Here is a 14,780-nt window from a genome sequence, read left to right on the forward strand (position 1 = left end):
ATTGCAAGCCATATCTTGAATGTGGCGGGCGGGCTTTTCTATAGCGAGGGCATCCGCGCCGTCGGCATCGACCGGATAATCCGGGAGTCCGATATCGCCAAGGCCACGCTGTATCGGCACTATCGATCGAAGGAAGATCTGGTTTTGGCCTATCTGCGAGAACGGCATATTGCGGTGATGGCAGGGCTTGATGAAGTTTTGGCGCTGCACACGGCGCCGCGCGACCAGATAGCCGAGATTTTTGAGCGTCTTTATCAGAAGGCGGGAAACCCAAACTTTCGCGGCTGTGCCTTTGGCTTGGCTGTAGCGGAACATGGCGCAAGCGCGCGCATCGTTGGCCTTGCGCGGATGCACAAAACCGCCGTGGCCGATGAGCTAAACAGTATCGCCCTGCGCGCCGGATTGGTCGAGGCTGATCAAATCGGCCGCCATCTAGCATTGCTATACGATGGCGCACTGGCCCGCCGCGCCGTTTATGGCAACGTGGTGCCGATGCGGGATGCCAAAGAATGTGCGCTGGCTTTGTTCGATCATGCGGCGCGGAATGAGCTAATGGGAAAAATCGGGATATGACGCAGAAGATCGACTACTTTTTCGGGCTGGGCTCGCCCTGGGCTTATGTGGGGCTGGATGCTTTCACGGCGCTTGCCACCGCGCATTTGGCTGACATCGTGCCACATGTGATCCCGGTGATCGAAGAAAATGGCGGTATCTATTCGCGCAACCGTCCGCCCCTACGCCGCGCCTATTGGTTCACCGACCTGAAACGCTGGGCAAATCGTCGCGGCGTCACGCTGGAATTCGCAGGCCGCGAGGCGCTTTCGGATATTGCTCCCGCAGGCGATCTGGTGGTGGCTGCATGGCTGCGCGGCGATGATTGGCTGGCCTTAGCCCGTGCCTTCCATCAAGCGTTCTGGGGTCGTGCCGAGGATATCGGTGCTGCCGATGTGCGCGCTCGGATTACAACCGAGGCGGGTCTGGACAGTGTTAGCCTTGAAGCCTTCGCCAAAGGCCCCGAAGTCGCTGCGCGCAAGGCCGAAAGCCTTGAGATCGCGCGTAAAGCAGGGGTCTTTGGCTTGCCGTCTTACATCGTGGTCGGCGAGTTGTTCTGGGGTCAGGATAGCTTGCCGTTCCTTGACAGCCACCTGAAAGGCGAGAAGTTGATCGCCTGAGCAGTCCTAGGTAGAAGCTTCAAACTTCGCCTTCCCCTAACGCCGCCCCGGATCAAGGTCGGGGGCTGATTAGGGATGACGCAATGATCTGATCAAGGCAACAGGCTTTGGATCGGCAATCGGATCAGTTATCATCCACATCCGGTAAGATTTTGCCGGGATTGAATAGCCCCGCTGGGTCAAGTGCCGCCTTGATCCGCCGCATCACCGCTAGGGCCGGGCCATGCTCGGCGCGTAGGTATTTCATTTTGCCCAGACCTACGCCATGCTCGCCCGTGCAGGTGCCATCGACCGACAGCGCCTTTTCTACCATCGCCGCATTGATCCGATTGACGATGGCCTCATCTTCCGGTGCGTTCGGATCGAGGGCAAAAACCACATGAAAATTGCCGTCTCCAACATGCCCCATGATCGCATAAGGCACCGGACAGTCCGTCATCAAGCCTTTGGCATGTATGATACATTCGGCCAACGCACCGATCGGCACGCAGACATCCGTGGGCCAACCGCGCGATCCGGGGCGCATCGCAAGCGTGGCGTTGTAGGCAGAGTGGCGGGCCTTCCATAGGCGACTGCGATCCTCCTCGGCGCGCGCCCATCGAAAGCCTGAACAGCCGTTGGCTTCGGCAAGGCTGCGAAACACCTCAACCTGTGCCTCCACTTCTGCCGCACTGCCGCCAAATTCGACGAACAATGTATCCGCCACAGTTTCAGATAAGTGTGAAAACGCGTTGACCGCAGCGATAGCGCCCGCGTCGAGATATTCCATGCGCCCGGGTTGCAAGCCACATTGAATAGCTTCGATCGCGGTGCGGCTGGCCTCTGCCGGGCCGGGAAAGGTGCAGACGGCAGCCAGCACGGCTTCGGGGCGGCCGTGAAGCCGCAGGGTGACCTCGGTAATGATGCCCAAGGTGCCCTCTGAGCCAAGGTAAAGATGCGTCAGATCGTAACCAGCCGAGGTTTTGCGTGCCCGCCGCGCCGTACGGATAATCTCGCCCTGCGGCGTCACCACGGTCAGGTTCAGCACATTTTCGGCCATGGTGCCATAACGTACAGCACTGGTGCCCGAAGCCCGGGTGGCGCACATGCCGCCCAAGGTTGCATTGGCCCCAGGATCAACCGGAAAGAACAGCCCGGTGTCCCGCAGATCGGTGTTCAAAGCCTCGCGCGTGATGCCAGCCTCTACCGTGCAGTCCAGATCATCTGGGCTGACGCGAAGCAGTCGGTTCATCCGCATCATATCTATGCTGACGCCTCCCCGAACCGCCGCCACATGCGCCTCTAACGACGAGCCAAGGCCATGGGCGATCAGCGGGACTTTGGCGGATGTGCAGATGCGGACGATTGCGGCCACCTCCTCGGTGGTCAGCGGCCAAGCAACCGCATCCGGGGGTTGCGGCGCGTGATGGGTTTCATGGCCCGCGTGATGGTTGCGGTCGGCCAGCTTGTTCGAAAACCTCTCGCCCAACAGAGCGGAAAGGGCTGCAACAGTACTGTTTTCAATCGGCATCCGACATTTCTTCCCTTACGCGTATGATGTTCAGCCGATAGTCCGGCGTGACATTCTGGTATTGCTTTTTGAGTATATCAACGCTTGTTCGCACCCAAAGTTCGGTGAAAGTACCTCAATTTTCCGGCTGGGGTGGCTACTACATCGACCTTAAGCAAGTGACGATCTCGGTTGACAGGCGATTGCCCATGCGCGCAGGTTTGGCAGACCGGTCAGGAAACGCGTGGCGCTGTGGTCCAACGCCTGCAAGCGCCAGAGCAGAACTGCGGCATCTTGATTGCGCAAGGGCAAGGCTGACGCCCCCCAAGTGGCAATCTTTTGCAGAAGCACGTTCAGACGCAGCCCCGCCATACTGAAGTGGGTCAGTGGGGAAAACAGCGCGATCCCAGCCAGCGCCTCAACAGGTTGGCGCGTGAGATAAGACACGTTTTGTTCCCCTGACGCCTGAGGGCTGGAAACGCGGGAGAAATGGCGATGAGTCAGAACCGGATACACCAAGCGTTAGTCCACCAGTATGATTGTTATAATAAACGACCGAGCCATCGCCTTTAATGTGCGCTTTTGCCATGCCAACGTGAACTCTAAACCTGCAAGCAAAATTAGAAGATTAAACCCGTGACCGAGGGTCGAAGAGAGTATCTATATCGTGCTGCCCGACATCGGGCGCGGTCAACATCCTGAAGCTGTGCGGCAGATCATGTTTATGCATTCGAAAGCGATCACGGAAGCGATTGCAAAATAAGCGAAATCGTCATTTATTTCCGGCTTAGACCGCGCCCGCTGGCTTGGCGAAACGCCCTAGGAAGAGCACTGTCGTGCTGCTTTAGCGGCAGCTTTGGGCCGGATCCGCAAATGACACTGATGCATGCGCAGGAGGCTTGTGCTCTGCCCACTTGATCGACTCGCGGCGTCGCTCCGGGTGCGGGTCGCTAATGACAACTAAAAGCAAAATCCCAAGTCAAAGCCGCGAAAATCCTGCCACAGCTTCGTGACTATCATCATCAGACCGTTCCGCGGGATCAGAAGTGGGAGCAACCTTCCCCGCCAGTACCCGCAGCGTGCGCCGACGGCGGAATTGCTGTCGAACTTCGGCCGATCGGCTCGACGAGACTGCCCCGCCGCACTACGCAGTCTGCAAGATACGCAAATGCCGAAATCTCGACATCGTCTTCGACGGTGACGCCTGGCGCGAATACGACATTCGGCCCGATTGTTATGTCGCGTCCGAGTTTCGTGTCGAACGAAAAAAATACGGTCTCTGGCGCGGCCATAGAAACGCCACTCTGCATCGCCTCAACTCTGGCACGGCGCTGAAATGCAGCCTCGGCTTCTGCGAGTTCGACTCGCGAGTTCACTCCGCGCGCTTCATCTTGCTCGCAGAGTACCACACTGCAGTCTTTGCCTTCCGAGCGTGCGATGCTGACGACATCGGTCAGAAAATACTCTCGTCGCGAATTGTCATCCGAGAGCGCGGGAAGCCAACGCCTTGCATCGGAAGCGTCAAACGCCATCACGCCGGAATTGCACAAGGTGACGGCAGCCTCAGCTGCACTGGCCTCTCCAGACTCGACGATGCGTTGGAGGAAGCCCGCTTCGTTGCGTATCAAGCGGCCATAGCGAAACGGATGCGGTGTGTCGAAACCAAGAACCGCGACGCGCCCCGGTGCCGCAATAAGTTCGCGCAATGTGTCCGGGCGGGTCAGCGGCGTATCGGCGTACAGCACTACTATCCGCCCTTCAAATCCCCCTAATGCGGAAAGACCACACAACGCGGCATTGCCAGTACCACAAGCGCGCGGCTGAACGGCGATGATAACTTCGGGGCTTAGCCTGCGCACAGCCACAGCAACGTCTTTGGCATCGGCGCTCACCACCACAACACATCGCCGCGGTGAGAGTGCCTCGGCGGTACGCAGGGCGTGGCGCAGAAGCGATGCACCGGCGAGGTTGTGCAATGGCTTCGGGCAGTTTGAATTCATTCGTCCGCCTGTGCCCCCGGCAAGTATCACGATGGCAAGCGGGGGGCGGGGTTGCCGAAACATCTGGTCTTTCCTCGAATTGCTCAAAGCGGCGCGGAGGCGATCTTTGAAATCCCTTGATCGGCTTGGATAGCTGAGGACGATGACGATCGTATCAGGGACCGTCTGGCATCGGCGCAGTTTATTGTCGGGCCATGGTGGCGCGTTGCTGAACTTGGTTGTCAGGCGACATCCAAGACACGTGCGCAGCATTTGCTTTCCTTTTGACTTCAATCACGTCGCCGGGTTCAATCTTGCTGTCAAAGCTCGCAGGTTCGGATGTTTCAGCGCCAGCGTGAAAAATTTTGATCTGGAGGGTATCTTCCCCTTCGCCGAGGCTCGCCGGTGCGATCCCTACTTCGCGCAACCGTTCTTCGGCACTAACGAGGCGGGCGCGCTGCTGCACTGCCTCAAGTCCGGCTTTTTGAAGCTGGTCGAGAAGATCAAGGCGGCGCCGCTCTGCCGCCCGCTCGCTCTCACGCGAGATGTCGTTGCGCTGGCGTTCAAGACTCATAAGGCTGACTTGGGTTTGCAGACGGCGTGTAGACGAAAACAATGCGGCACTTCGAAAGTCTTGAAGCCGCGCCGCCGTCAGAAGGCCCTCTTTCAACGAGTTTTTAGCTTCAGTCAAAGCGTCCGCGTCGGTCTGCTCAACAGCCTTTTCGACCTCAAGCTCTTTGCGCATCACATCGGCCTGCGTTTCGATCTGCTTCAACTGCGCACTGAAGAACCCACTTTCGTTCTGAAGATTTTTGGTCACCGTCTCGTAAATATCTGCTTCCACGCGCAAAATACTTTCAATTTCGCTATTTCCTTCCGGCGCAGTTGGCCACGCGCTGCGATCAAACTCCAGATCTTCACCGACTTCTTTTTTCAAACGCCAAACACGAGCGCTGGCTGCAACGGCGGCATTCCAAGCCATCGTGTAGTCAGAGCGCAGTGCCGACAAGTTGTATCCGGGTGCGATGGGAGTTGCTGAGAGCACCCCGCCGGATGCGGCGATCACTTGCCGTACTGTCATTCCCGGCCGGAACGTACGCTCGCCCGGCTGGGTGACGTCGCCGCTTACGAAGATCGGGCGATACTCGACCACCGAAGCGGACACTTCGTCGTACTCCACGACCCGCGTTACTTGACTTCCGTCGGGCATAAACGTCGTGCGCACGCGGCTGGAAAGCGCGGCTGCGATCCGGTCGCGGATTTCCGAGAGTGGTTGGCCCGCTGCCTTGATGACTCCGACCGCTGGAAAGTTCAAAGCTCCGTCGATCTGGACTGCTGCACGCCTGCCCATTTCGGGCATACCGGTCACTGAGAATTCGATCACATCGCCCGCCTGAAGGCGATATTCCTGCGCGATCGCAGCGACACTGCACACAGTGATGCACATCGCAAACGCCGTAAATAGCCGTGATGCCCGGAGCAGGGTTGAACAATTGCGGACGTTATTATGTAGCATACTTAACCTCTTGGCGTACGCGACCTTCCTGGAATTGACTTTTCCACCAAGCCACCGTGCGCTTCATTCCTTCGCTGAACTCAACCTGAGGTTTCCAGCCGGTGGCCCGATTGAAGCGTGTGGAATCGGCAAGCAATTCTTTTACTTCGGACTTTGGCGGACGCAGGCGGCTGACCTCTTGCACCACTGGTTTTGTGCAAGAGGTCAGTTTCAATACGAGATTGACGACATCCTTCACGCTTACCGCGGCACCCGAGCCCGCGTTATACGGCACTCCGAACGATATAGAGGAGGCGCTGCCCGCCGCGAGAAACGCCGCTGCGGTGTCCTGCACGTAGGTAAAGTCGCGGATCGGTGTTAGATCTCCGACACGGATTGAGGTCACCTCCGGATCTAGCGCCTGACGCAAGATCGTAGGGATCACTGCGCGCTCACTCTGACGTGGCCCGAAAGTGTTGAACGGCCTTAGAATGACTACCGGAAGATCATGTGTGCGCGCAAACGCCTCGGCAAGCATATCGGCCCCAATTTTGGTGGCAGAATATGGCGACTGCCCCTGAAGCGGATGCGCCTCAGTGATCGGCACCGAGATTGCTGTGCCGTACACCTCACTGGTCGAAGTGTGAACGACGCGGCGTATATCATACTCTCGGGCCGCCTCGAGCACATTTAAAGTGCCCAAAATGTTGGTGTCCACGTATGACTGCGCAGCAGCATACGAATGGGGGATCGCAATTAGTGCGGCAAGGTGAAACACCGTATCTTGCCGAGAGATCAGCCTCCGCACCAACGCTGCGTCGCGCACATCGCCGCGAATTACGTTCATTTGGGCGCGCGTCGCCTGCGGTAATCGGTCGATCCATCCCAAAGAGTCAAAAGAGTTGTAAAGGCTGAGCGCTGTAACATTCGCTTCAGCCTCGACCAACCGCTCGATCAGGTGCGATCCGATGAAGCCGTCTGCTCCGGTTACCAGAACATTGCGCCCCGAATAGTTGCATGCGTTGAGGTGCTGAAAGCTTGTCATTATGGTTTCATTCCCCGGCTATGACGATATCCATTTTCCGAGCGCCTTCGGATGGCTCCGATGCGGCGGGTATCAGATCCAACTCCGGCACCTTGCCAAGTACTGCAAGGACGCCGCGTCCTATCCACAACAAATCGGTCCAGACCGTACGCCGAGAGTAATAAGCCAGATCAAGCGCTGCTTTCGCCGGGAACAGCGTCTCGCGGTAAAACTCCACCGGGTCCTTATCGGCAGGATAAAGGCAGCATTCATTGCGAAATGCGACCTGGCTCGGGCCAAAGATACCAGGGCGGTATTTCAACAACGGTAGTTCACGTGCCGTGAAGACCTCGGCAAAAGCCATGCTTTCGGGCCTTGGCCCGACGATGGCCATATCTCCGCGTATAATGTTAAAGAGCTGCGGTAACTCATCCAGCTTGGTGTGTGCGAGAAAGGCGCCAATCCGGGTCATGCGGCTGTCATGTTTCATCGTCAGTGGGCAGCCATCTGCCGAGGTGGGGTGAAACTTGCGAAATTTATACATTTTGAAAGTGCGCCCGCCCTGTGCGATGCGGGTTTGCGCGAAAAATATTGGAAAACCTGTTTCGATTACGATCGAAATCATAATCAGCAATAGCAACGGGCTCAGAACGACCAAGCCCACCGACGCGAGGATCACATCAATCACACGCCCGACCGACTGACCTTTGTATAGAGAAAATCGTGACATTTTGATCATCCATAATTGGGTGCAAATGCGCTTTCCAGAGCGGTTTCGAGGGTATTCACGACCAGTTCGACATCGGACTCATCCATCTTTGGATGAAGCGGTAATGTCAGCTCGCGCCGATGAAATTCCTCGGTCAGCGGTAGGTGCTGACCCGGAAAGCGCTGGCGGTAATACGACAGAGTGTGAACCGGCGGGTAGTGGATCGTTGTCTGAACGCCAGCTTGGTCCATTTCGGCGGCGACCCGATCACGGTTAACATCCACGGGCAACAGGACGGGCATTATGTGATGCGCTGAAAGCCCGCTTTGCGGACGCGGCACGACAAAACCGTCGTAGTGGTTTTCCAACCGGTTGAGCAGCGCGCGATACTGCCCGACAAGCGCTGCGCGCTGGCTATTCATCGCTTCAAGGCGGGAGAGTTGCACGAGGCCAATCGCCCCACGGATCTCGTCCATCCGATAATTATATCCGAGCATATCGACATCGTAATGCGGTGTGCGCGCGACGAGGCGCTGCATAACGCTGCGCGTCATGCCATGACCACGCAGTTGACGTACGCGCTCAAGCATTTCAGGACGGTGCATTATCACCATACCGCCCTCTGCCGTTGTCATATTCTTGTTGCCGTAAAAGCTGAATGCACTTCCGTCGCCGTATTTGCCCACGCCAGCGACGCCGACCGCATGGGCGGCATCCTCGATCAGCAACAGACCGTGGCGCGCAGCAAAGTCGCGCCATGCCCTCATTTCGGCCATGTGTCCTGCATAATGCATAAGCATAATGGCGCGTGTGCGAGGCGTGATCTTGGCCTCTGCCTGCTTGATAGACATCAGCGGATGCTGAAGCGCTTCAATATCGACGAGTACCGGATCAGCGCCCACATAAAGGATAGCGTTGACAGTTGCCACAAACGTGAGCGAAGGCGCTAGAACCTCGTCGCCCGGACCAACCCCAAGCGCTTTTAAAACTAGATGCAGGCCAGCAGTGCACGAATCTACGGCAACGGCATCCGCTACGCCATGAAGCTCGGCGAATGCGCGCTCAAAAGTACGCACCCGCTCGCCTAGCGTGATCCAGCCAGATTCTAGGACTGCGATCACTGCGGCACACTCTTCACGACCGAGAAACGGCTCAGCAACGAGCAACATGGAATACCTCTCGATAACTGTTAGAACTTCAAAGTTCTGTTACAATGATGGGGCGCTGATACATGGCTTTGCGGCCGCCCTGACTAAGCCACGAATTCCATGCGTTCATACGCTGGAGCTTCTTCATCCCAATTCAGTGTCTGGGCGAGCTGAAAGTCCTCGACCCGCCCGATATCGAGCCATAGCCCAGCATGTGAATAAGTCTGGAGACGTTCACCCCGATTGAGCAGACAAAAAGCCAAGTCGTCAAAACCAAATGGAATCCTATTTGGAATGAACTTAAAGACTTCAGGCTCCATGCAATAAATGCCCATGCTCATTTGGTTGGTGAATGAGGGCTTTTCCTTAAAGCTGGTTACGCGACCGTCCGAGGACTCGATCACGCCAAAATTCATGACCGTATCGCGTTGCGCGGTTGCGACAGTTACAATGGCACCGCTGCTTTTGTGACAAGCTGCGAAGGCTCCAATGCTTAGATCGGTTAAAACGTCGCCGTTGATCACCATAAACGTTGAGGTAAGCTCAGACTTTAACATAGAAATAGGGCCGATCGTCCCGAGCGGTTCTTTCTCATCCGTGTAAGTGATCTTCATATCCCACTGCTGGCCATCACCGCAGAAGCTTTTTATTAGATGGCCGAGATAACCCGTCGTGATATATATTTCACATATATCATTGCGGCGCAGCCATTTTATCAGCATTTCTAGGACGGGTTTTGACTGAATCGGCATCAATGGTTTGGGTAGAACCATGGTATAGGGACGCAGCCGAGTTCCCTTTCCACCGCACTGAATAACAGCTTTCATGTTTTACACCCCCTGAGCGATTCAATTCATTTCAGTTCATTAGCTTGAACGCTTGCCGCGCAACTGCATAGTTTTGTAACGAATCCGTGACATATGGTAACGGGAATGGCCTCCCAAGCGAGGTCAATAACGGATAAGCGCAAAAGGGCTAGCTGCGATGCCCCTTTGGCGCAACACACGCGAGATGAGTATCGTTTTGGTTATCTAGCCCTTAGGCGGTATGCGTGGTGTTTATCCAACGAACGGAAAAATCACTTGTTGGCAGCGGTCGGCTGACAACCCAGCGACCAGAAATGTAACCCTGTCGAACAGACAAGCACCGCCGGTCGTTTGCGACCAGCGGTGCTATTACCCTAGGGTTAACCGCGAACCGATCCTCGTTTCTTAACAGACGGAGGATCGGCTTAGTCACTGAGGCGGACCCAGCCGCGGCACCAGAGCCCGGCGATTACACGATGAAGAAATCCAGGTTGGTCACTGCTAGGCTTGGATTGAGCGTTGCAAACAGCGCGGCCGCGCCAGAGCCGTTGCCGTCGGCGTCGAAGAACACTTTGCCAGTGTCGGTCTCGTAGACGATACGGTCAGTGGAATCGGCTGCCAAGCCAGACGCGTTGGCGCGGAAGGCACTGGAACTTAGTACGCCTTCCTTCAGTCCGGTAAAGTACGTATTATCTACGCGCATGGTATCATCGACGACGCTAAAATCGGTGATCCGGTCGACGTTCTCTTTGTTCAGCGCGCTGCTGAACACAAACGAATCCGCGCCGGTTCCGCCCGTCAAGGTGTCATTTCCACCTCCTCCGGTTAGAATGTCACTGCCCGCACCGGCGATGAAGATATTGGCCAACGTATTGCCAGTCAGCTGATCGTTGCCGCTCCCCGCAATTATATTTTCCATATTGATCAGCGTATCAGTGCCTTCTGCTGTGACCCTCACGGTTGACAGTGACAGGTTCACCGTCACACCTGCGGTTCCGCCGTAAATCGCAAAGTCGCTGCCACCCCCACCGTCGATCAGATCGTTGCCCGCGCCTCCGGTTAAACTATCATTGCCCGCACCGCCGTAGAGCGAGTCGCTGCCCGCTCCTGCGCTAAGACTGTTGGCGAAAGAGCTGCCTGTTAGTTTGTCATTGCCACTGCCCGAAGTGACGTTTTCGATGTTGAGCAAAGTGTCGGTTCCTGCGCCAGTGACCTGCGCCCCGGTCAGCGAAAGATTAACCGTCGCGTCCGAGGATCCGCTGTAAATGGCAAGATCCGTGCCCGCCCCGCCGTCGACCAAATCGTTGCCAGCACCTCCAGTCAAAATGTCATTGCCAGTGCCGCCATAGAGCGAGTCGTTGCCATTACCGCCGACAACACTGTCGTTTCCGGCACCACCAGTCAGAATGTCATTGCCAGCGCTGCCCGACAATGTGTTGCTGCCTGCTTGTCCATCATTGCCGTCTGTATGCCGGCTAATCCATCCGTCACGTGCCTGCGCCCAGTAGTCGCGCGCTGCTTGTCCTTGCAAGATAGTCCATCCACTCGGGGGTTTTGGATAGTCGCTAGGCAACGGGTCATCAGAAAGGTTCAGGAAATAGTTATTTTTTGACTCAATTGTGTGAGCCCATGCGTCCTTCATGCTTCGGTAGCTGTGGTGGTTGACATCCTCGAGGGCAAACACGTTGTTCACAAAGCGCAGGTTGGGTGTAACCGTGCCATTGGTGGACGAGTCAGTCTTTATGAAAGCAGAATGCGTCATTTCGCCTTCATAAAGCGAAGGTTGCAGTCGTAGCAGAACACCATCAATCAGCACGGTTTCTTTGTGACCATCGACGGGATTGGATTTGTCCGGATCTATGCTGAGGCCACCGAATGATCCGTCAAATAGACTGTCACGAATTGTGCCGCTTTGAAGCCGATCATTCTCGATGGCATCATCGCGAATATCACTGGCCCAGACGTCTTCGATTACGAAATTTTGGCTATTCCATGAGACGCGGACAGCATCCCAGCTGTGCGAAATGCGCCAGTCGCGGATAGTGGCGCCGGGTGCGTCTTCGGTTCGAACGGCGGCAGAGTTACCCATCGCGTAAACCTTCGTCCAATCACTCTTTTGGTCGATGTTGCCGATGATTGTGCCACCTTCGATAATCACCTTAGGGGCTTTGTATACCAACACCGGGTAAGCGTTGCTGTGGCCATCGCTTGAATTATTGTCCAAGATCCAGCTCGCATTGCTGGCGTCGATGACAGTTCCGGCGGCGAGACCGCTGATCCTATATGCAGAGTATCCGTAGTCCTGATTGAGGGTAATCGTGCTCATTTGCAGGTTCCTAGCATTGTTGATTTGCTTTCCGACGTGTCAAAAGCGCAATGCCTATTTAAAAGTCAATCAGGCGCACCAAGCCTATGGCTGGTTTCCGCTTTGCCGATTCGACGCTAAAGAGTGAAAAAGGCAGCAAATTGGCGCTGCAGCGACAAGACCCTCACCGGTTCTTTCCCTGCATTCAGGATTTTAGGGTGTGCTTTGAATTTTAGTTGATAGCTGGAATTACCAGATCACTTTTCCGCCTAACTAGAAATCATCGGCGGCGGTTTTACGCCGTGAAAGGCTGGACGGCGGTCAATTATTCGCTTGCAATACCGTGGGCGAGCGAGATCAGATCGGAGAATGACGCTTTTCTCGGCGCATTTCGGTAATTCTTTAGCTGATTCTATTGGAAAGCGCGTGCCGGTGCCCCGACACGCGCTCTGCTGAAAAACTCGAACTCTGGCTGCCACGGCTGGCTAACCGTCGGGGCCGCTAGCTCAAACGACGAGCCAATTATTTTGCCCGGGGTCGCCGAGATCAATCTCAATCAAGCGGCCATCCGCCACGTGGCTTTGGCCGTAATCGGCCACATATAGATGCGTTTCGCCCGAGCCGTCGCTTGCTGGTGCAAACTCAATGTCTTTAACAGCGACACGATAGTCGTGATCCGGAGAACGCAAGTCCACCAATGCCGTTATGGTGTCGATCACATTGCCATTGCGGTCGAGTTTCCAGATCAGGTCGCTAAACCCGCCGCCGACATAGAATACGTTGTTCGCGGAGTCGAAGGCCAGTGCCTCGGGGTCCACAATCATTGACGGCAAAACGAAGCTACTGATCTGCGCGATGCCTTTGTTGTCCACCTCTATAATCGCGCGGTCGATGCCGTTTACGATGAACAAGTTTCCGGTTTTCGTATCGACGGCAATGTCCTCGGGATCATAACCGCCGAGGTTTTTCGTGGTGAACGACCATTTAACCACGGTTGGACTGTCGGCGCTCACGACCGTCACCCGATATTTATCGTCATCAGTGATATAAAGGTTTCCTCTTGTCGCGTCATAAGCAAGTCCGGTCGCTTCGGCAGTGAAAGGCAAAGCGGTCTTTGAGATTGCGCTGCCGTCAAGGCCCACCGAATACAGATCTTCGGGCCGCGAAAACGGCGCCTCGTCTACTTCGGAGTCGGATAGGATCAACGAATTTGAAAACGGATTATAGGCGATCGCCGAGGGATCTATCATGCCCATGGCCACAAGGTTCTGGACCGCAACAACGTTGGGGCCTTCGTCGGTGATGCTGGCGTTCGCGATACCCGAGCCAACTGCTACGGGATTGCCACTTCCAGCAAAAACCGCTGAATTGACCACCAGTGAAAAGTTTTCGACGCTTTCCGCCGTGTTGTCGTTCAACATGGCCACCGGCACATAGGCCGTCGTTTGCCCAGCCTTTATCAAAACATTGAATGATGACAGAGCCGTGAAATCCTGCCCGCCGATCGCCGTCCCATCAACGGTGCTGCACGTTATCATGACGTCTTGGCTCTCGGCACGGGATAGCGCGAACTTGAAATAGACTGAGCCGTCGTCTTCGGCTCGCGGCGATGTCTCCGTCGTAGCAACAGCTAGCGACGCAGCAGACGGCGACTCGGGTGCGCCAAAAGCAATGATCTGATCTGCAGCAAGCGTTGTGCTCGTGGTGATCTGCGAGATCCTGACCGGCTTGATCTTATCAATCCCGTCGGCATCCCAAAACAATTCGGCCTTCACCGCATCAAACACGAACTGGCCATGCCCAACCACCGTCGCGGCACTGCCTGTTACGAAGTAGCTCGCATCCAGCACGCCGCCGTTCAGTCCCGCTCCTTCCGAGAGACCGAATTCACTGGCCACGATGCCGAGTTTGTCCCCAACCGAATAATCGTAAATCTTATCGTAGATCCCCGACTCCGATTTCAAAACAAATGTGTCGGCGCCCAAGCCCCCGGTGTAATAGTCTCGGCCAGATCCACCTATCAGGACATCGTCGCCATCATAGCCATAGATCGTGTCCGCGCCTCCGTCGCCAAACAACACATTGTTGGCATCATTGCCTTTGATGTTATTGTCGAGCGCATTGCCTGCACCATCAGCTGCAGCGGAGCCCACAAGGACCAGTTTCTCAAGAAATGCACCAAGTGTGTAACTGATCGAGCTGTTCACCGTGTCGATGCCTCCGTCGTCCTGACCAGCTATGGTCATCTCGCTGACCAAGTCGCCTACATCATCAACTCGGTAAGTATCGTCACCAGCTCCGCCGAACATCACGTCCCGACCGATACCGCCATCCAGCGTATCATTGCCAGTTCCGCCGTAAAGCGTGTCGTCCCCGGCCTTAGCGTATAGCCGATCATTGCCAGTCAGCCCCCAAATCAAATCTGATTTGACGGTCCCCACCAAATCCTCGTTCTGATTGGTTCCAATGATCTGTCTCGTCCATATCTGCTTTCCCACCCGCGCATCTCCTCCGCGAAATTAGCTGCAAAAAAAGCGACCTGTCTAAAAGCTTAGCCGTGTTAGCTCTGACCCAAGTGTCACTGGTCTATTATAAGTTCTCCCCCGCTAAATTTTCTTGCAATTCGGAGTAGGAGGGTCAGCCTTCGGGGTGA

General features: G+C 55.8%; 12 protein-coding genes. 2 read left to right on the forward strand and 10 right to left on the reverse strand.

Translation table 11 applies throughout. From position 1 onward, the window contains the following. Positions 1 to 21 precede the first annotated feature (21 nt). Together JWS10_RS03570 and JWS10_RS03575 are read left to right on the forward strand one after the other, a co-directional pair. Positions 22 to 573, forward strand: a complete 552-nt coding sequence (locus JWS10_RS03570) for a TetR/AcrR family transcriptional regulator (RefSeq protein ID WP_299504929.1) — start codon at positions 22 to 24, stop codon at positions 571 to 573. After that, a complete protein-coding gene (locus tag JWS10_RS03575) occupies positions 570 to 1,172 on the forward strand; it encodes a DsbA family protein (protein WP_299504846.1) in 603 nt (200 codons plus the stop codon). Before JWS10_RS03570 ends, JWS10_RS03575 begins: the two co-directional genes overlap by 4 nt. Before the next feature lie 124 nt (positions 1,173 to 1,296). Here JWS10_RS03575 and JWS10_RS03580 read toward each other — a convergent pair whose 3' ends face one another. From JWS10_RS03580 to JWS10_RS03625, 10 genes are all read right to left on the reverse strand, one after another. Then, positions 1,297 to 2,682, reverse strand: coding sequence for an FAD-linked oxidase C-terminal domain-containing protein (locus JWS10_RS03580; RefSeq protein ID WP_299504848.1), 1,386 nt, complete (start codon positions 2,680 to 2,682; stop codon positions 1,297 to 1,299). A gap of 150 nt (positions 2,683 to 2,832) precedes the next feature. Beyond that, a complete protein-coding gene (locus JWS10_RS03585) occupies positions 2,833 to 3,108 on the reverse strand; it encodes a hypothetical protein (protein ID WP_299504851.1) in 276 nt (91 codons plus the stop codon). Positions 3,109 to 3,701: 593 nt separating this feature from the next. After that, on the reverse strand, positions 3,702 to 4,913 hold the full coding sequence (locus JWS10_RS03590; RefSeq protein ID WP_366943511.1) for an NTP transferase domain-containing protein: 1,212 nt from the start codon (positions 4,911 to 4,913) through the stop codon (positions 3,702 to 3,704). Continuing rightward, on the reverse strand, positions 4,843 to 6,156 hold the full coding sequence (locus JWS10_RS03595) for a polysaccharide biosynthesis/export family protein (RefSeq protein WP_299504857.1): 1,314 nt from the start codon (positions 6,154 to 6,156) through the stop codon (positions 4,843 to 4,845). The genes JWS10_RS03590 and JWS10_RS03595 overlap by 71 nt, the downstream gene beginning before the upstream one ends. Next, positions 6,146 to 7,180, reverse strand: coding sequence for an SDR family NAD(P)-dependent oxidoreductase (locus JWS10_RS03600; protein WP_299504859.1), 1,035 nt, complete (start codon positions 7,178 to 7,180; stop codon positions 6,146 to 6,148). The genes JWS10_RS03595 and JWS10_RS03600 overlap by 11 nt, the downstream gene beginning before the upstream one ends. Before the next feature lie 7 nt (positions 7,181 to 7,187). Next, the gene (locus JWS10_RS03605) at positions 7,188 to 7,847 is read right to left on the reverse strand and encodes a sugar transferase (protein ID WP_299504862.1); all 660 of its coding nucleotides are present in this window, start codon (positions 7,845 to 7,847) and stop codon (positions 7,188 to 7,190) included. A 47-nt stretch (positions 7,848 to 7,894) separates the two neighbouring features. After that, a complete protein-coding gene (locus JWS10_RS03610; RefSeq protein WP_299504865.1) occupies positions 7,895 to 9,037 on the reverse strand; it encodes a DegT/DnrJ/EryC1/StrS aminotransferase family protein in 1,143 nt (380 codons plus the stop codon). Between the two features lie 83 nt (positions 9,038 to 9,120). Beyond that, positions 9,121 to 9,843, reverse strand: a complete 723-nt coding sequence (locus JWS10_RS03615) for a nucleotidyltransferase family protein (protein ID WP_299504867.1) — start codon at positions 9,841 to 9,843, stop codon at positions 9,121 to 9,123. Positions 9,844 to 10,291: 448 nt separating this feature from the next. Beyond that, positions 10,292 to 12,148: a calcium-binding protein gene (locus JWS10_RS03620; RefSeq protein ID WP_299504869.1), complete on the reverse strand. Its 1,857-nt coding sequence runs from the start codon at positions 12,146 to 12,148 to the stop codon at positions 10,292 to 10,294. Positions 12,149 to 12,633: 485 nt separating this feature from the next. Then, the gene (locus JWS10_RS03625) at positions 12,634 to 14,625 is read right to left on the reverse strand and encodes a Calx-beta domain-containing protein (RefSeq protein ID WP_299504870.1); all 1,992 of its coding nucleotides are present in this window, start codon (positions 14,623 to 14,625) and stop codon (positions 12,634 to 12,636) included. Positions 14,626 to 14,780: the final 155 nt, after the last annotated feature.

The sequence above is a fragment of the Cypionkella sp. genome, from assembly GCF_028290025.1.
In the GTDB taxonomy this organism is placed as follows: Bacteria; Pseudomonadota; Alphaproteobacteria; order Rhodobacterales; family Rhodobacteraceae; genus Cypionkella.